This window comes from Amycolatopsis nivea, from assembly GCF_004522235.1.
Lineage (GTDB): Bacteria > Actinomycetota > Actinomycetes > Mycobacteriales > Pseudonocardiaceae > Amycolatopsis > Amycolatopsis nivea.
Map to the genome: position 1 here is coordinate 1 of NZ_SDLT01000083.1, position 14,797 is coordinate 14,797.

Here is a 14,797-nt window from a genome sequence, read left to right on the forward strand (position 1 = left end):
ACACCTCAACGACCCTGTCCGTCAAAACGGGTCAATCCCAGTCGGCAGGCATCGTTCGGCGGTGTCGAAGAGAACTCGGGCGGGCGGTGTCGAGTAGACGCCCGCGACGCGGGTGTTGAAGCCGTATTCGATCCGGGAAAGATAGCCGCCGCGCACGTAAGCGGTCGGGGCCGCGGTGTTGTTGTTGACGGCGTAGGCGTTGTTTTCGCTGTCGTAGTAGTAGACGGTGGCGTTGCCGTGGGTGTCGACGGAGTAGTCGAGGTTCCAGCGCCACGCTTGGTTGCCGCACAGCGAATCAGCGAATGCCGAGTGGTAGCACGGTTCGCCCGGGTTGTTGCCGTAGACGGGTTCGGTCCACGCCGAGTGAGTCTCGGCGTTGCCGTTCTGCCAGCCGGGCAAGTGGTTGAGCCCGAAGTAGTACTGGGTGCCGTCGATCGTGGTCAGTTTCCACGCTTCGCCGCCCTGCGTGCCGTTGGCCGCACCTGTGATCTTCTCGATCTTCGAGCCTTTGTCGATTTTCGCGTGCCAGCTGTTCGCAGAATCCTTGTCCTTGACCAGCATGTCGCTGCTGCCGCCGAAAGACAGGGTGGCGTTGTCGGAGAACCAGCACAGGTCGCCGTTCTGCTTGTTCTGGCCGTTGTTGCCGCCCAGGTCGTCGGCGCAGGACTTGTAGGACCGTTCGATGTAGCCGCCGCCCGAGAGCGTCCAGCCGTCGCCGACCGGTGAAGCCTGGTTGTTGGTGGCCGAGGTCAAGCCGTCGACGGCATCGGACGAGTAGTCCAGGCTCAGTCCGGGTCCTTTTCCGTGAGGTCCGGCGGGGAGGTTGAGCGGGTAGGAGTAGGTGAATGCACCGGTCGAACCGCCGGAACTCCATGAACCCGCCGGTTTGAGGTCAGTGGCCTTGAAATCCCCGCCGTCGCCCTTGTCGTCGGCTTCCGCGGCCACCACCGTTGCCGTGTTCTGCTGTGCGAAAGCGACCTGTCCGGAGACCCGGTCGGTCTTGGTGTCGTTGGCCGATGGCAGCGGCGTTTTCGTCTGGCACTGCGGCTGATCTGGCGTGGTGAGAATGCATGTGGGGTACTGCACGAGCCGCAGCCGCGAGCCGTAATCGGCTCCGTAGGCCCCGGAGAAGGACCGATAGTCGAGCGAAAGGTCGAGCGGACCGGCCGTGTCGCCTTCGACCGGCGACAACTTCAACAGCGCACCGCTAATGCCTGCGCGCTCCGTCGCGGCACGGTCGAGCATCTCAAGCCGGAGTTTGCCCGGACCGTGACCACCGCGGGCCGCACGGCTCACCGTTGCCGGGGGTGTGCCCCCCGAAACCGCCTTCGCGGCACCGGTTTCCGGCAGATTGAGATCCGCGGTGGACGCATTGGGCCAGGACACTGCCGGCAGCGGCGCGGACGGGGGCGGGGCCGGGTGATCCGCGAGACCGCCGTCCTTGCCGGGAACTGATTTCGCTTGCTGTGTCGCGGGAAGGTCCCATCCGAGGCCGTGCCACCCGCTGGCGGCATTCGCGGCCCCGGTGGACACCGCCTGCTGCGCCGCGGCCGTCAGCACCACCACGACCGCGCCGGCCGTGACCTTGGTCCACCGTCTCGTCCGAATGCGTCCACGCATGGTCAACCTGCCCTCAAGCCTCGAAAGTCGCGTCACGGAAGGAAGTCAGCCTCGGAACAGCAGGCGCGGGTCGTCTTTGGTGAAGTCGTTGCCGACGACGGCGGCACCGCGAACGCCGGAGTACACGCGGACGCCCGCGAGCCGTCCGTACCATTCGTCCGATCGGTTGCCGCCCCAGATTCCGCGGCCGAGGAACAGGCCGCTGCTGCCGTCGCGGCCGGAGACGCCGCTGCCGTCCTGGGTGTTGAGGAAGAAGTTCTGCTTCACGTCGTTGACGTACAGCGTGACCATGTGGGTCGTGGCGTCGTAGGAGACCGCCAGGTGTGTCCATGTGTTGTCGGCGACGTCCGCGTCGCTGAGCGCGTACCAGGCACCGTCGCTGGTCGCCGACGTGGAGAGCAGGAAACTCCACTTCCCGTGCAGTTTCCCCGCGCTGTCGGCCACGGCGCGATAGCCGAGGAGGAACGGCGAGTACTGTGCGTCGTTCCCGCCGGCCACAGCCCGGGCGTACGGATCGACCGCACCGATGGCGGAGACGTCGGCAGCGGTCCAGGTGTGGCTGACCCAAGCTTCCACGGTGAACGACTTGTCCGTGCGGAAGTTCGCCGGCTTTGGGACGTCGACCTGGCCGCTCCAGGAATTGTCGAACTGCGCGGCACACGCGGTCGGGTTGCCTCCGGCGTCGGGAGTTGCCGTGAGCTGAACGCCGCCGGAGGCGCTGCTCGCCCGCTGCCCGACCGACTCGTAGTAGCTGTACCCCGCCATCGCCGCGATCTGGTCGTCGTTGAGCCCGGTCGCCCAGACACCGACCTGGTCCACGGCTCCCTTGAACAGGTTCACAGCACCTGGTTCTGCCCCGAGTAGCGCGTTGCCGGTCGCGCCCCATGCCGTAGGCGCGGTGATGGTCGCTTCGCGTTTGCCGTCGACGTAGAGCCGCGCTTGCTTGGTGTCGGTGTCGAACACGACGGAGACCATCGTCCACGTCGAGGCCGACGGCGTGCTCGTCCCGACTGCCCACCGCATCGTCGCGGCGGAGTCGTCCGCGGAGTTCACGCCGAAGACCCAGTGCCCGACGTCCTTGGCGTAGCGCAGTACGAAGTTTTCCGCGTGGCTGCCCGGCTGTGTCAGCACCGTCTGAGTGCCGTTGAGATCGTCAGGTTTCACCCACGCCGACACGGTGTACGAGCCGGCGGTGTTCACGACTGGTCCGGACGACGTGCCAGTTCCGGTCGCACCGTCGAAGTGCACCGCGCCGCCGGAGTGGCCCGGCACCCAGCTGTAGCCACCGGACATGCTCACGTCGTTGCCGAACGCGCTGGTGTCGTGTCCCACTGCGCCCGCGGTTTCGTCGAGCTGCCAGTTCACCTGCTGGGAGGGCACGCGCGAGGTCGAGCTCGTCAGCTCAGGACCGCATCCCTCGGCAAGGCCATACGCGGCGACCAGCACGCCAACGTTGGCGAAGTCGTGCACATCCGAGGCCGACAGCACACGCTGCCACACCTGTGCGTCGTCGATCTGGCCGTGGAAATAGTCGATCCTGCTGCCGTTCCACTTGCTGGCACCGATCAGCATCGGCCCGGTCGCGGCCCACGGGTGCGCAGCGACCGTCCCCTGCTTGACGCCGTTGACATACAGCGTGGCTATGTTCGTCTTCGCGTCGTAGGTCGCGGTCAGGTGAGTCCAGATGCCCAGCTGCGGTGCGCCGCTCGCGATCGCCCTGGCGTCGTTGAGATCGGTGTTGTCGCCGGTGGTCATGCGCATGACCCACGCGTTGCTTTCCTTGTTGTATTGCAACAGGAACGGGTCAGTGAGCGTGCCGTCCTGCGCCAGCACGGTCTGGGAGTGGGTGGTGTCGGTCAGTTTCACCCACGCGCCGACCGAGAACGACTTCGTCGTGTCGAGTACCGGCCCCGAGGTCTGAGCGAAGCCTGACGTGCCGTCGAGGCTCAAGGCTCCCTTCGCGCCCTCGCCGTATCCGTTCGCGTCGGGATGCGACCAGCTATTGCCCTGGTTGTAACCGGCCGACCAAGCCGCTCCGCCGCTGAGCGCGGCATTGTGCACGGCGACGCCGCTGTTGCCCGGCGTGGTCGATGCGGTGTCCGCTGCGGTGGTGCCGCCGGTCTCGTCCAGTGACCACGCGCCGGCCAGGTTCGTGCCCGGCGTCACCGGCTGCACGTGATACGAACAGGACGGGCCGTCCAGATGACCGTCAGCCACGCACGTCGCCACCGGGCCTGGTGTGCCTGCCTTGTTCACTGCCTTGACGCGGATCAGGTTCTGGTTGCCGTTCACCGCGGTGGTGCTGAGGTTCGTCGTCGCGATCAACGCGCCCCCGGCGTCAGTCCCTTGTGTGGCGGGCGCGGTCAGCGAGCCCTGCACCTGCGGCTCGGAACCATCGGTCGTGAAGATGAAATGGTCGATGTCGTAGAGACCGGCGGTCGCCATGTCGACGCGCACCGAGAAGGCCGCCGTGTCCCCCTGATTCACCGGTGGAGTGCCGGTCATCGTGACGCTCGGGGCGTGCGGTGCTTTGGAGTCCACAGTGAACTCGCAGTTGCCGACCCAGTTGGTCCACAACTCGCCGTCGGTCGCTTGCATCGACCAGTTGTAGATACCGTCGTCGTTGATCCAGCCCGCTGGAACGGCCGCCAGTTGAGCGGTCGCGCGCTGATTCGGTCCTGCGGTGCCCACTGCGACGAGGTTCGCGCCGTTGTCGTGGCTGTAGACGTTGTGCCCTACTGCGCCGAACGCGACGCCGAACTTCGCCAGCACCGTGCCGCCGTCTGGGTCCGACACCTGGCCGGCCAGCTGCGGGGTTTTTGTGAACACCCACGGCCGGTTCGGGCCGGTGACACATGGGAGGAGGCCGCGCTGCATCGACAGATTCGCCGGCGGGTTCGGGTACGAGTTGTAGTTCACTTGGAAATACGGGTTCAGCGCGAACCGGCGCCACGCCGCGGTACCGTCTCCCTCGTTGGCGGCCGCGAGCACGAACCACGTGCTCTGCCAGTAGTTCGCCGCCGCGTCCCGCGCTGCGCCGGTCGCGTCGAACTGGCCCGCCACGTTGCCTGCGTCATGGCAGTTCGCGACGTTCATGTCCGACACGTGGTAGGACCAGCCGGGCTGCAGGTTCCACGTCGTCCCGGGGTCGGCCGGGTTCGAGATCCACAGTCCGGTCGGCCGCGGGCTGCAGCTGTAACTGTGCAGCACCGTCGTGTTCAGCGTCGCGCTGTGGATGGCCGTGCCGCCCAGCCGGGAGGTGTTCATCTGGATGTAGGACCGTGACGTCCCGGCCCGGTCGTAATCCTCGTACCCTGCTTTGAGATCGGAGAGGTCACCGGTGGAGGCGTTCCAGTTGTGCGCGTCCGGGTAACCGGATTGAACGACCACATGAGACTGGATGCCGCAGGACGTGCACCAGTTGTCCGGATCGAGCGAGACCGGGTACCGCGTCGCCGGATCGTCCAGGAACGACTGGTCAGGAGCGATCGTGACTTTGTCCGCCGCGAGCTGGAAGCCCATCACCGCCTCACGACGGCCGCCGCTTTCGCCAAGCTGTTGCTCAGCGGGCGATCCGACCCCCGACGAGTCCCACATCCGCGATGCGTCACCGGCGAACAGCACCTTGCCGAAACCGTCCGTCACTTGCAGGCCGTCGGTCGGCTTCGGTTGCGCCGGCGTGCCGCGGCCCTCGCCTTCCGCGACGGAAACGGATGTGTTCTTCGTGTACAGACCGAACGCGATCTCGCGCAACTTGGGGTTCTTCGCCGCGTCCGCTGTCTTAATGACCAGGTTCTCGGTGTAGCCCTCGGTTGCCGCCTTCACCGTCAGGTCCACGCCCGGAAGCACTTCCGCGTAAGTCGCGGTGTCGCCCTCCAGACGCGGCTTCGGCAAGTCGGCCGTCCACTTCAGCCCGACCGCCTTGTCCTGCGCGCCAGCCTTCACGATCGGTGTCGCCGCGGAACCGGCCCCACCCGGGTTGAGCGCGAGATCGATCGCGGCGGCCCTCGGGCCGATCGTGCCGTCGGATCGCTGCACCAGCGTGGAATCGACCGCAACCCAGGCAGTCCCCTGCTTCACCCGCACGGGATGCACGTACTGCGTCATCGTCCACGAACCATCGGGATTCGCGAGCACCTGCGTGGTCTCGGTCGTCTCCGAGGCAACCTCGACCTGCTTGTCGCCCTCGCGTGCGTAAGCAGCCGCAGTCACCTCGTCCGCCGCCGTGTCAGGAACAGCCGCCGCAGCTACCGAACCACCGGTCTGGACCACTGTCGCGGTGCCCAACACCACCGTCGCCGCAACGAAAAAAGCGCGCCAGCGCACAACCCGACCACGCACGACATCCCCCTCGCCCAGAGCAACCAGCCGCAAACGCTGGGCCCCCGACGAACCCGGGATTACTTTGCCTAATCAACCAATTTAAGGAAATACGCCAAACGGAGCATTCGACGTCAGGTTACAAAACAGCCAAGAATTCCAGGCAGCGATGTCCATGCCAACTTCACAACAAGACAAATAGAACAATTCAGACAAGCCGAAAAGTCGGGCCTGAGTTAGTCACTAACACACCATAAGCCGACCAAGCGAGACAGCTATCGACTAACCATGCATGCAACTCTTCCGACGTGCCAAAGCGACATCCTGTGGTGCAAGCCTGCGCCGCGGAACCGGGGCCGGGGGGCGGAACGCTTCAGCCAGCGACTGGCGAGGGCGGCCAGCCGCTGGCTAATGACCAGGTCGAGCATCGACGGATTCCGCGACGAGCACTCGACGCACAGAAGGTGTGCTCTATTCGGGTGAGTGTCAGTGGCAGTCCGCTTCGCTGCGAGCGATCAGATGTGATCATGTCGCCGATGACCTCCTTATTGACTCATCCTTCAGACTGGACGGACGTTCCGGTTGCAGAAGTTGCGCGACGTGCTCGGCCGCCGCAAAGCGATCGAGATCGAGGGCTCCGAGACCGTCCGCACGCGGCGGATCGAGGCGTTCGCTGTTCGCGGCTCCGCTGAAGCGGTGCCCGCGTCGGCGAAGTCCTCGTCAGCGTCGAGCAAGCGCCAACTGCCGGAGCACATTAGCCGACGCAGATCGACTTCCTCGTCAAGCGTTGCCGCGCTGACGGGCATCAAGGGGCATAACCACATGGGGGAGAACTGTGCTGGAAAAGGAATTACAGGGCTTCGTAGACAAGCTGATCGGCGACGGTCGACTAGTCGGCAGCATCGCCGGCTGGGACGAGGTGGAATCTGTCGCACTGGATCAGGTGCAGGGAAGCGAGAGGCTGTTGCTCCTGGACGACATCGTCCTCCATCGGGTGGCCGATGCCGCGTTGATGGTACGCGACCGGCTCGTTGAGCTTACGCCGGTGTCCAACTACACGCGGTCGATCTCTCTCGACCGGTCTGAAAAGCTGTACGCCGACCTGCTCTACGTGTCACCGGAAACAGGTTCGGTGGTGGTGTTCGAGATCAAGCGAGCCAAGGCCACCGCGCGAGAGACGATCACCGAACTGCTCGCCTATGAACAAGAGCTGCGCAACCACTTGCCGTTCTCGGCTCGGACGGACATTTGCTTCGTCGTGGTCTCCACGGATTACGCGCCGCTGCTGGACCACTCGCTCTCGTCGTTGATCACCTGGCACGGGCTGAGAATTCTCTGCCTCGAGGCTGATGAATCCCTGCAACTCACTGTCCGGCTTCCGTCGGGATGGACGAGCCTGGGGCAGGACGTCATCCCCGCACGCCATATCGACACCATGACGTTGAGGTTCACCCCGCACGACCCCCACGCCGATCCCGTCTCGACGGAATGTCTGCTAGGAAGCGCGCTAGACCTGATCGGGCGTGAGGCAGACCGCGGCGGCGTCACTGGTTTCGGCTTCGCCTGGGAGAACAGCGACTACCCCATCGGGTCCATCGAGCCTGCCGGACTCACCGTCGCGCGGGTCAATCCGGCAGGCTTCCTCGGTGCCGCGAAAGCGGACTACTTCCTCGGCGCGATGACGCGCTCGCCCCTGCACAAGCGCGTCGCGGAACTCGGCTGCGGCGACCGCTGGCATCCCTCCTCGCCTGAACTCGATGCCGCGACACGGTTCCTGTCATCGCACGGAACCGTCAGCTGGCACCGCACCGGCAGTTGGCGCGACATGCGCAGCGACCAGCGTCACCGCAGCACGGGCCCGATCATGGACCGATACGCCGTCCCGGTCGTGTTCAACTCCTGGGGCCTCATCGGCGACTACACCCGTGACCTGCTCACCAACCCGGTACGACTCGCCGACACTTGTGGCGAGCTCGCAGGAACCGTGATCGGCACTCACACACCCGATTTCGCGTTGAAGGTCATCGACACCATCGCGCCAGACGAGAAGATCCCGGCCTTTGGCGCGCAGTGGTTCTCCCGCCTCGGGTTTCGGCTCGCGCGATTGTGGACATACGCCAAGGCGTACCAGGTGAAGACAGACCCGCTCGTCCGCAACCGGATCCGTTCGCTTTTGGCCTGGGCACGCGCCGACTTGGCCGTTCCCATGACCGAACTGCAGCTCGCCGCATCGCTCGCCGACACTGCGACACGCCCACCACAGCTTGTCATCGGGCCGAGCAACGGTGGCGAACCTACCGAGGATCCGGACGTGATCCGGCAGCTCGTCACGTGGATCGGCGATGACCTCGTCGGCAATACCAGCCCGCTGCACAAGACCCTGGTTGAAGCCGCATTCCAGAACGCACAGGCGCTCGACGAAGGACTGCTGACGATCGCACCTGAGATCGACCTACGGGAGATCGTCGCTCAAACGATCTACAACGCGCGGGGAGGACTGGAGATCGCAGCGCACGTTGCCCACCGGCGGCGAGGTGCTCTCGTGGGACTGACAGCCCTGCTCCACGCTACCTTCGATCTGCCTTGTGAACCCGACGCCGATCCCGCCGCACTGTCAGCCATGATCGACGCCATTCCTGCGGATCGCCTGCTGGACGGCTACACCCAAGCCGTCCCTGCAGCACTGGACATCGCCTATCCGCCTCTCCACTTCGGCGGAAGGAGAGACCGAGTCATCCTGTCCAGCGGGGCCGTCGCAGTTCTGCGACGCAAGATACGCGCGCTCTGGGCGGCCGGGCGACCGGCCGGTGTCTACATCGACGGTAGCGGCGAATACGGGATCTGCCTTCTGGAGGACGAGGTCCTCGCCATGTTCCGTTCTCCTGGCGACGACCAGGTCATCGTGCGAAGCGCTCACCCAGGTGGCATGGAAAGCCACTTCCTGCGCACGTGGACCGAGTTGGCAACTGAGCCATCGCGGTGACTGGGTGTGACCATCGCCTGTGGGCAACTCCCCGTACAGCTTCGGGATCTCAATCCCAGCCAACGCCGCCATCCGCAATACACAAGAGAGTTCACTTCCCCGAAAATGTCCGCTGCTGGGGGTGATCAGCTAAATAGCGAGCAGCCGCTCACTGGCAGACGAGGGCGTTTGCCGCAAGACGAGACTGACGCGCGGACACCGTTATCGAGAACGTGTTCTTACACGGTGCCCCTCGAGCTCGTTAACTGACGGATCCCTGTGCCACCGCACCGCGTCGTGGCTGGGCACGAGCAAAGTCGCGGCATGACGAGCACGTCCGCGAGGCGAGAATCACGAGAGAAGTGCCGTCAGGAGCCAGGTCTAATGACTTCTTCGTGGGAGGAATTTGTTCCCAGACCGGTGATAAGCCGTACGGCGGGCCGGCTGCAGGCTGACCAGCCCTCGAAACCGCGCACAGCTGCACTAATCGCCCCGACAGCGCTCGGTTTCCAGGCTGAGGCAGTGGTCGCGAACACCAACTGATCGGCCTGAACCCACGCCGCGGCCCGGCACTTCTTGTCGATCTCGGCGCGCCGTTTGACTCTCACGCCGCCACCTAAGTCATCGCTGTACTTGCATTCGGCCACAATGAGGGCGTCCTCGCGGTAGGCGATCAAGTCAACTTCGACCTGCGGCTCGTTGTCTTTCAGGAACTCCAATTCCATAAGGTCCTGGTACCGCACAGGGCGGCCCTGCGACGGCGCAGACAGACGAGCTGACAGCAGCGCGACCACGTCGCCGTGGTCCCGGAGCAAGTGCTGTGCCACCGGGTGCAACCCGTAGAACCATGCGGGTTCGCACGTGGAGTGGTGCCAGGCGCTGTGGTCCAACTCGTTCCCGCTGTCGCAGCGCTCGCAGCGCCAAGTCTGGGCGACTTTGTCGATGATCAGAAACTGCTTGCTCTGGCACACGGCACAGCGCAACACCAGTCCGCGGCGCAGGACCCGCGCGCGCAACGCGCGGTCGAGCTCGCCGCGAACCTCTTTGTCGGACAGCCTGTCAGTGCGGTCGACGAAACCGTCGAAGCTCAGCACGCCTTCTCCGACCCGCAATACGACGCCACGTCCATCCGGGTAGGCCTCTTCGACAGAGGAGCTCGCCGGCAGGAGGTCGTGGAGCGCGGGAAGCAGCGGCCCGCCGAACAATGAGGCAAATTCACGACGGCCGCCAAGCATCCGGGTCAGCTGAGCGGTGCGCTGCCCGGCGTCGCTAACCCGGGTAGTCATGTCGTGTTCGGCGGCCTTTGCATTGACGTAACCGGCCAGGCTGAGGTTCCGCAGTGTCGGCCGAGCGAGCTGGTTCACGGTTTGAGTGCCGGCCGGCACAAAGTCGAAACGCTCAGCACGGTGGGAGATCCCGCTACGGCTGGCCCGTGCCATCGTGAGCCACTCGTGGGTCCTGGCACCGAACAGTTCGCTGCCCACAACGCGGCGACCGCGAATCGAATGGCTGCCCGCCCAGGTGACATCGACCTGCCAGGCCAGACCCCGGTGGGCTGCGAGCGCCGCATCGTTCAACGACGGCGCGGGCAGGGGTGCCACCATTTCGGTTGTGCCGGTCTCGTCAGTGAATGTCGGCACGGGCAGCACGTCGTCGAACTGCTCTTGCACCGCGACATGGGTGAAGCCGCTTGCTGGCCAATCCGCCTCGACGGCCGGGATCACGTGAACCCCGTCAGCGGCGGCAGACTCAGCACGGAAGGTGCCCGCTGCACTAGCTACCAACCGTTCGCGAAAGTCAATCACTTCTTCGTGCGGTCGGGAGACCGAAGTGATGGTCAGCGCCTCATGTTTCCACCCGCGCGATCTGCCAGCCGAACCGTGCAGCTTGGCGACGATGGGATAGGCGAGCGTGACGTCCTCGGTGCCGAGGATGCTCGGCAGCCAGACCGTGCGGCCGTAGGTCAGGTCACGAAGTCGCGCGAGCGCGAAATCCTCGGCGGTGTCGCCCAGCACCGCAGTGTCGATCCTGTCCCGGTAAGTGGTGGAAGTCACCCGGGTAAGGCCGGCCATCGTCCGGTCGAACGCATGTCGAGACTGCTCAGTCAACACTCCGGTTGCGATGCCGTTCGGGAACCACAGCAACTCGCGCGGAAGGGGGCCAGCTGGCTGGCCAAGCAACCAACGAGTCAGCTCCGACGACGCCTCCGGGTTTTCCGGTGGTGTGGTGGCGTTGAGGTCTGGCGGCTCGACCATCCCGACCTTGGACGCGATCGCCACTCCAAGCAGACCGTCCCATGAAGGCGGGCACTGAAGAACGTGACCCTGGTGAGCTCCGGGGACCTCGATCGCCGCGGGAAACGAAGGCGATGGGCAGTCCAGCAGAAAAACGTCGTCGAGCAGTGGTTCCGCACTGTCGAACTGGTACGGCGAGCAAACGCTCGACACCACATCACGGGCTCGCGTATCGGCTTCGGAAGGAGCGGAGCCGGGCTCCCTGTCGGCTCTGGCCAATGCCGCCGCGCGATCTGCGCCGGTCAACGGGGCGCCGTCGGCACCACGGATCTGGAGCTTCCCGGGCTCGAAATGGTCGATCTCGGAAAGTGTGCGCCCGAAGGCAACCACGTAGTCCGGGTCGTAGGCGCGGCAGGCGTGCAATAGGGCCGGATCGACCACACCGTCTCGGTGCGGGACCAGCGCGAACCCGACACCTCCCCAGACCTGATTAGCCAGAAACAGCGCCCGGCGTGCCCAGTAGGTCCATTCACTACCCCCGTCGAAAACGATCACCACCCGCGACGCTCGGAGCCCACGGTTGATCACCGAGTAAGTCAAGGGTTCGGAATCCGTCACAGCGGCAGCCAACCACATTCGCCGAAGCGCTCCCGAACCTCATCGAAGATGGCCCCCACCTCCCGCGGATTGCACAACGCTTCGCGTGTCGCGCCCGCCTATCTCATCCATTGGACCATTCTTCTTACGCTGAGTAACCGTCTTTGGTATCGAGGCAGGGTCCGGCCCGACGGCAGGCGTCCACTCTCCGGCGACCAGACGCCGGTGCCAGCGCAGGATCGTGGCCGGAGTGACCAACCGGCGCAGCCGCAATCCTGTGGACAGTAGGCGGACCAACGCAGCAATCACCGCCCGGTCGGCCCAGTCCAGGCGCGGCTTCGCGTTGCCTCTCCGCAGCACGGCCACCTCGTCGCAAAGCACCAGCAACTCGACGTCCTTCCACGCCGACGAACGACCGAGCAACACCAGCAGACCCACCAGCCGGAGGAAGACCAGATACAACACACGCAGCGTCCCGACTGGCGCTCATGCCCTGCCCGCAACGTGTCTGTTTCCGCAGGTCCGGCGCTTGAACCGATTTCTGGAACCCCACAGGTGCGGATGCGGGGATCCTGAGCGACGAGATCAAAACTCGGCGCACGCTGCTGGACGGCCGGGAACCCGAGCTCTTCGGCAAGGTGCTCGTCGGCAAGGTTGGCGAGCACCTGCGCAGCTGCCGCCGAGAGGCGCTGCAGCTCGTCGATCGGATGAATTTCCTGCTTCGCCAGCGCCCGACCGCTTCCGGCTTGTTGATGGAGCTGAAGTGGGACGCCGATCCGGAGGTGGGCGAGGACACGGCGCACGCGCCGCCTGCTCGACAGCCAGGCACCTCGCTACCTCGCGCGCGAGAGTCGCACCGAGTTGATCGACTTCCTCGTGAAGCGGGTGGAGACCGTTCGCGACCGGGACTCGCCGGACGACTGGAAGACGCGGCTGCGCGAGGCGCTCGGCTACCGCAGCTGGTGCCGGTTCCGGATCCGGGTGCGCAAAGCCAGCGAGCCCTGGCGTGCCCTAACCGACGGCATGCACCAGCAGGGGTCCGGCGGCGAGAAGGCCGTGATGCTGCAACTCCCGCTGTTCGTCGCCGCCGCGGCGCACTACCAGGCACTCGAGCCGACCGCGCCGCACCCGGTTTACCTCGACGAGGCCTTCGCTGGCATCGACGCCGAGATGCGCGGGCACTGCATGGGCCTGCCCACGGACCTCGACCTGGATTTCGTCATGACCAGCCACGACGAGCGGGGTTTTCATGAAGAAGTGCCGGGAGTAGCCACCTACGAACTGTTCCGAGACCCCGGCCAGGAAGGCGTACTGGCAACGCCGTTCATCTAGGACGGAAAACGTGACCACCGCCTGCCCGACCCGCTCGCCGTGCCCGCCGACGATGACGTCATCGCCTAAACTCCGCTCGGCGGCGACAGCACCGCTACCGCCCGGAGTCGCCGACGAAGTGGCCGGTTGGGGCGCGTCAGCCGGCGGCAGACGGTTTTGCGCCGCCGCGCACGAACGGCTCTGGAACAACGGAAAACTCGCTTCGCCTCTGCGGCTCACGGGTCTCACCGACGAAGAGTGAAACGACATCCACGGCCTCTTCGGCCGGGAAGCGTGCAGTCGCCGAGGCGAAGTCAAGCTGACCGTGGCCGACCGGGTCCTCCGCACCGGAGCGCTGGGAATAGGTCTGCGGCGCTTGCTCATCGAAACCGGCGGCAGCACCATCACCCACTCCGGGCACGCCAGGTACCAGCGGATCGCCAGACAACAGGAGGTACTACGGGCTCGGTATTCCCTCGCGGAAGCGATAGCCGGTAGCCCAGAGCTCGCCGATGAACTGCTCTTGCTGCATTCCTTGGGCAAGGAAGACAAGTTCGTGGTGTCGAACGGAACCCGGACCGGATCGACTCACTGGAAGCCGTACAACTCGGCCCTGCGCGTCGCAGCAGGTCTATTACGAACGCGTCGACAAGGGAAAACCGATCTCCGAGCGAAGCTAGCCCACGACCGCGCTCGACAGTTCGAAACGATGGTCCGCAGGGTCCAAAGCAGCGTTCCAGAACCTGATCGGGAAGTCACTCTAGGAGGCGATCGAACTCAGGGACCAGCCCATCCAGATGCGCGGCCCGCTCACCTGGGTGGTGGACGGAGTCACCGTCGCACTGGCGCACCTCGCCATGCCGTAGATCTGCCTTCCTCTCCGCGCGCTCCTGAAGGCGGACATCCTCGACACGCGGCCGCGCGGTCTGCTCCTGGTGGAAAACCACGAGAACTTCGAACAGGTCTGCAAGAACATTGACGTCCACCGACGATGGCTCGTCGTGTGGCCGGAAGGGTATACCGGCGACTCATGCACCGCTTCATCGCAAGATTTCCCGGCATCCCCCTGGCGGGGTGGTGCGACCTGGACCCGGACGGCATCGGGATCATCGGCCGTGCCGAGCGGGCCACCAGGCGTACGATCACCTCGATCGGCATGGACCTGGATCTGTGGCGCAGAGTCACCGCGGACTCCGCGTCTTCCCTGGAAGAAATTGAGCAATGCCGCCAAGTCGCGCGGAACATCGAAGCCCTCACCCCGCCAGCACTGGGCGACCTACTCGCGAGCTTCCAGCACACAGGACTGTGCGCCGAGCAGCAGTACCTCGTCGTCGACGACGAGGTACTGCCCGCGCTGCCGTCGATCTTGGCAGGGCTCGAGAACGAGGACGGGGCGATCAGGCTCATTACTTGACCCTGTCATCAAATATGCACCTTATGCATCTATACAGCTGTTGCACAATTCAAGGTCATCATCTGGCTGTTCCGGCGACGGAACAGGGACAGTCTGCTAGTCGAGCGAGCTAGGACAAGGAGACCAGGTTCCGCTCGCGTGGGGAGTGTGCGCGTGACGACCACTTCCGCCCTACGAACCGGTTCAACCAGTTACAGATCACCTGACCGGAGCGAGTCGCTACGATGACCTGATGCGCGAGCTGCTGTATCTGTCAGAACGCAAGCTTCATGGCATGTTCGTGGACGCGGGCAAGTGGTTGGCCGTGGCATCGTGATTTGGCCCCGGTTCGGCATTGCG

General features: G+C 65.0%; 9 protein-coding genes. 3 read left to right on the forward strand and 6 right to left on the reverse strand.

All coding sequences use genetic code 11. The features are described 5' to 3' along the window. Window positions 1–21: 21 nt before the first annotated feature. From EIZ44_RS43800 to EIZ44_RS45030, 3 genes are all read right to left on the reverse strand, one after another. Entirely contained in the window at window positions 22–1,620 is a 1,599-nt protein-coding gene (locus EIZ44_RS43800) for a hypothetical protein (protein ID WP_134734546.1), read from the reverse strand. A gap of 45 nt (window positions 1,621–1,665) precedes the next feature. Beyond that, a complete protein-coding gene (locus EIZ44_RS43805; RefSeq protein WP_043829551.1) occupies window positions 1,666–5,832 on the reverse strand; it encodes a LamG-like jellyroll fold domain-containing protein in 4,167 nt (1,388 codons plus the stop codon). A 668-nt stretch (window positions 5,833–6,500) separates the two neighbouring features. After that, window positions 6,501–6,674 (reverse strand): hypothetical protein, encoded by a 174-nt coding sequence (locus EIZ44_RS45030; protein WP_167754474.1) that lies wholly within the window; start codon window positions 6,672–6,674, stop codon window positions 6,501–6,503. Between the two features lie 101 nt (window positions 6,675–6,775). Between EIZ44_RS45030 and EIZ44_RS43810 the strand changes: the two genes are divergently transcribed. After that, a complete protein-coding gene (locus tag EIZ44_RS43810) occupies window positions 6,776–8,923 on the forward strand; it encodes a hypothetical protein (protein ID WP_043829531.1) in 2,148 nt (715 codons plus the stop codon). 347 nt (window positions 8,924–9,270) lie between these two features. Here EIZ44_RS43810 and EIZ44_RS43815 read toward each other — a convergent pair whose 3' ends face one another. Together EIZ44_RS43815 and EIZ44_RS43820 are read right to left on the reverse strand one after the other, a co-directional pair. Further along, window positions 9,271–11,754: a hypothetical protein gene (locus tag EIZ44_RS43815; protein ID WP_134734547.1), complete on the reverse strand. Its 2,484-nt coding sequence runs from the start codon at window positions 11,752–11,754 to the stop codon at window positions 9,271–9,273. A 39-nt stretch (window positions 11,755–11,793) separates the two neighbouring features. Continuing rightward, window positions 11,794–12,198, reverse strand: coding sequence for a hypothetical protein (locus tag EIZ44_RS43820; protein WP_235146646.1), 405 nt, complete (start codon window positions 12,196–12,198; stop codon window positions 11,794–11,796). Window positions 12,199–12,618: 420 nt separating this feature from the next. Between EIZ44_RS43820 and EIZ44_RS43825 the strand changes: the two genes are divergently transcribed. Next, on the forward strand, window positions 12,619–13,065 hold the full coding sequence (locus EIZ44_RS43825) for an SbcC/MukB-like Walker B domain-containing protein (protein ID WP_167754475.1): 447 nt from the start codon (window positions 12,619–12,621) through the stop codon (window positions 13,063–13,065). A 136-nt stretch (window positions 13,066–13,201) separates the two neighbouring features. On the opposite strand, the gene EIZ44_RS43830 is transcribed toward EIZ44_RS43825, so the two are convergent. Continuing rightward, on the reverse strand, window positions 13,202–13,492 hold the full coding sequence (locus EIZ44_RS43830) for a hypothetical protein (protein WP_167754476.1): 291 nt from the start codon (window positions 13,490–13,492) through the stop codon (window positions 13,202–13,204). Window positions 13,493–14,074: 582 nt separating this feature from the next. On the opposite strand from EIZ44_RS43830, the gene EIZ44_RS43835 reads away from it, so the two are divergent. Next, entirely contained in the window at window positions 14,075–14,458 is a 384-nt protein-coding gene (locus tag EIZ44_RS43835; RefSeq protein ID WP_043829539.1) for a hypothetical protein, read from the forward strand. The last annotated feature ends 339 nt before the right edge of the window (window positions 14,459–14,797 follow it).

Coding starts and splice junctions, on each gene's coding strand:
- EIZ44_RS43835 (WP_043829539.1), top strand. CDS start 14,075: ATGCACCGCTTCATCGCAAGATTTCCCGGCATCCCCCTGGCGGGGTGG.
- EIZ44_RS43800 (WP_134734546.1), bottom strand. CDS start 1,620: ATGCGTGGACGCATTCGGACGAGACGGTGGACCAAGGTCACGGCCGGC.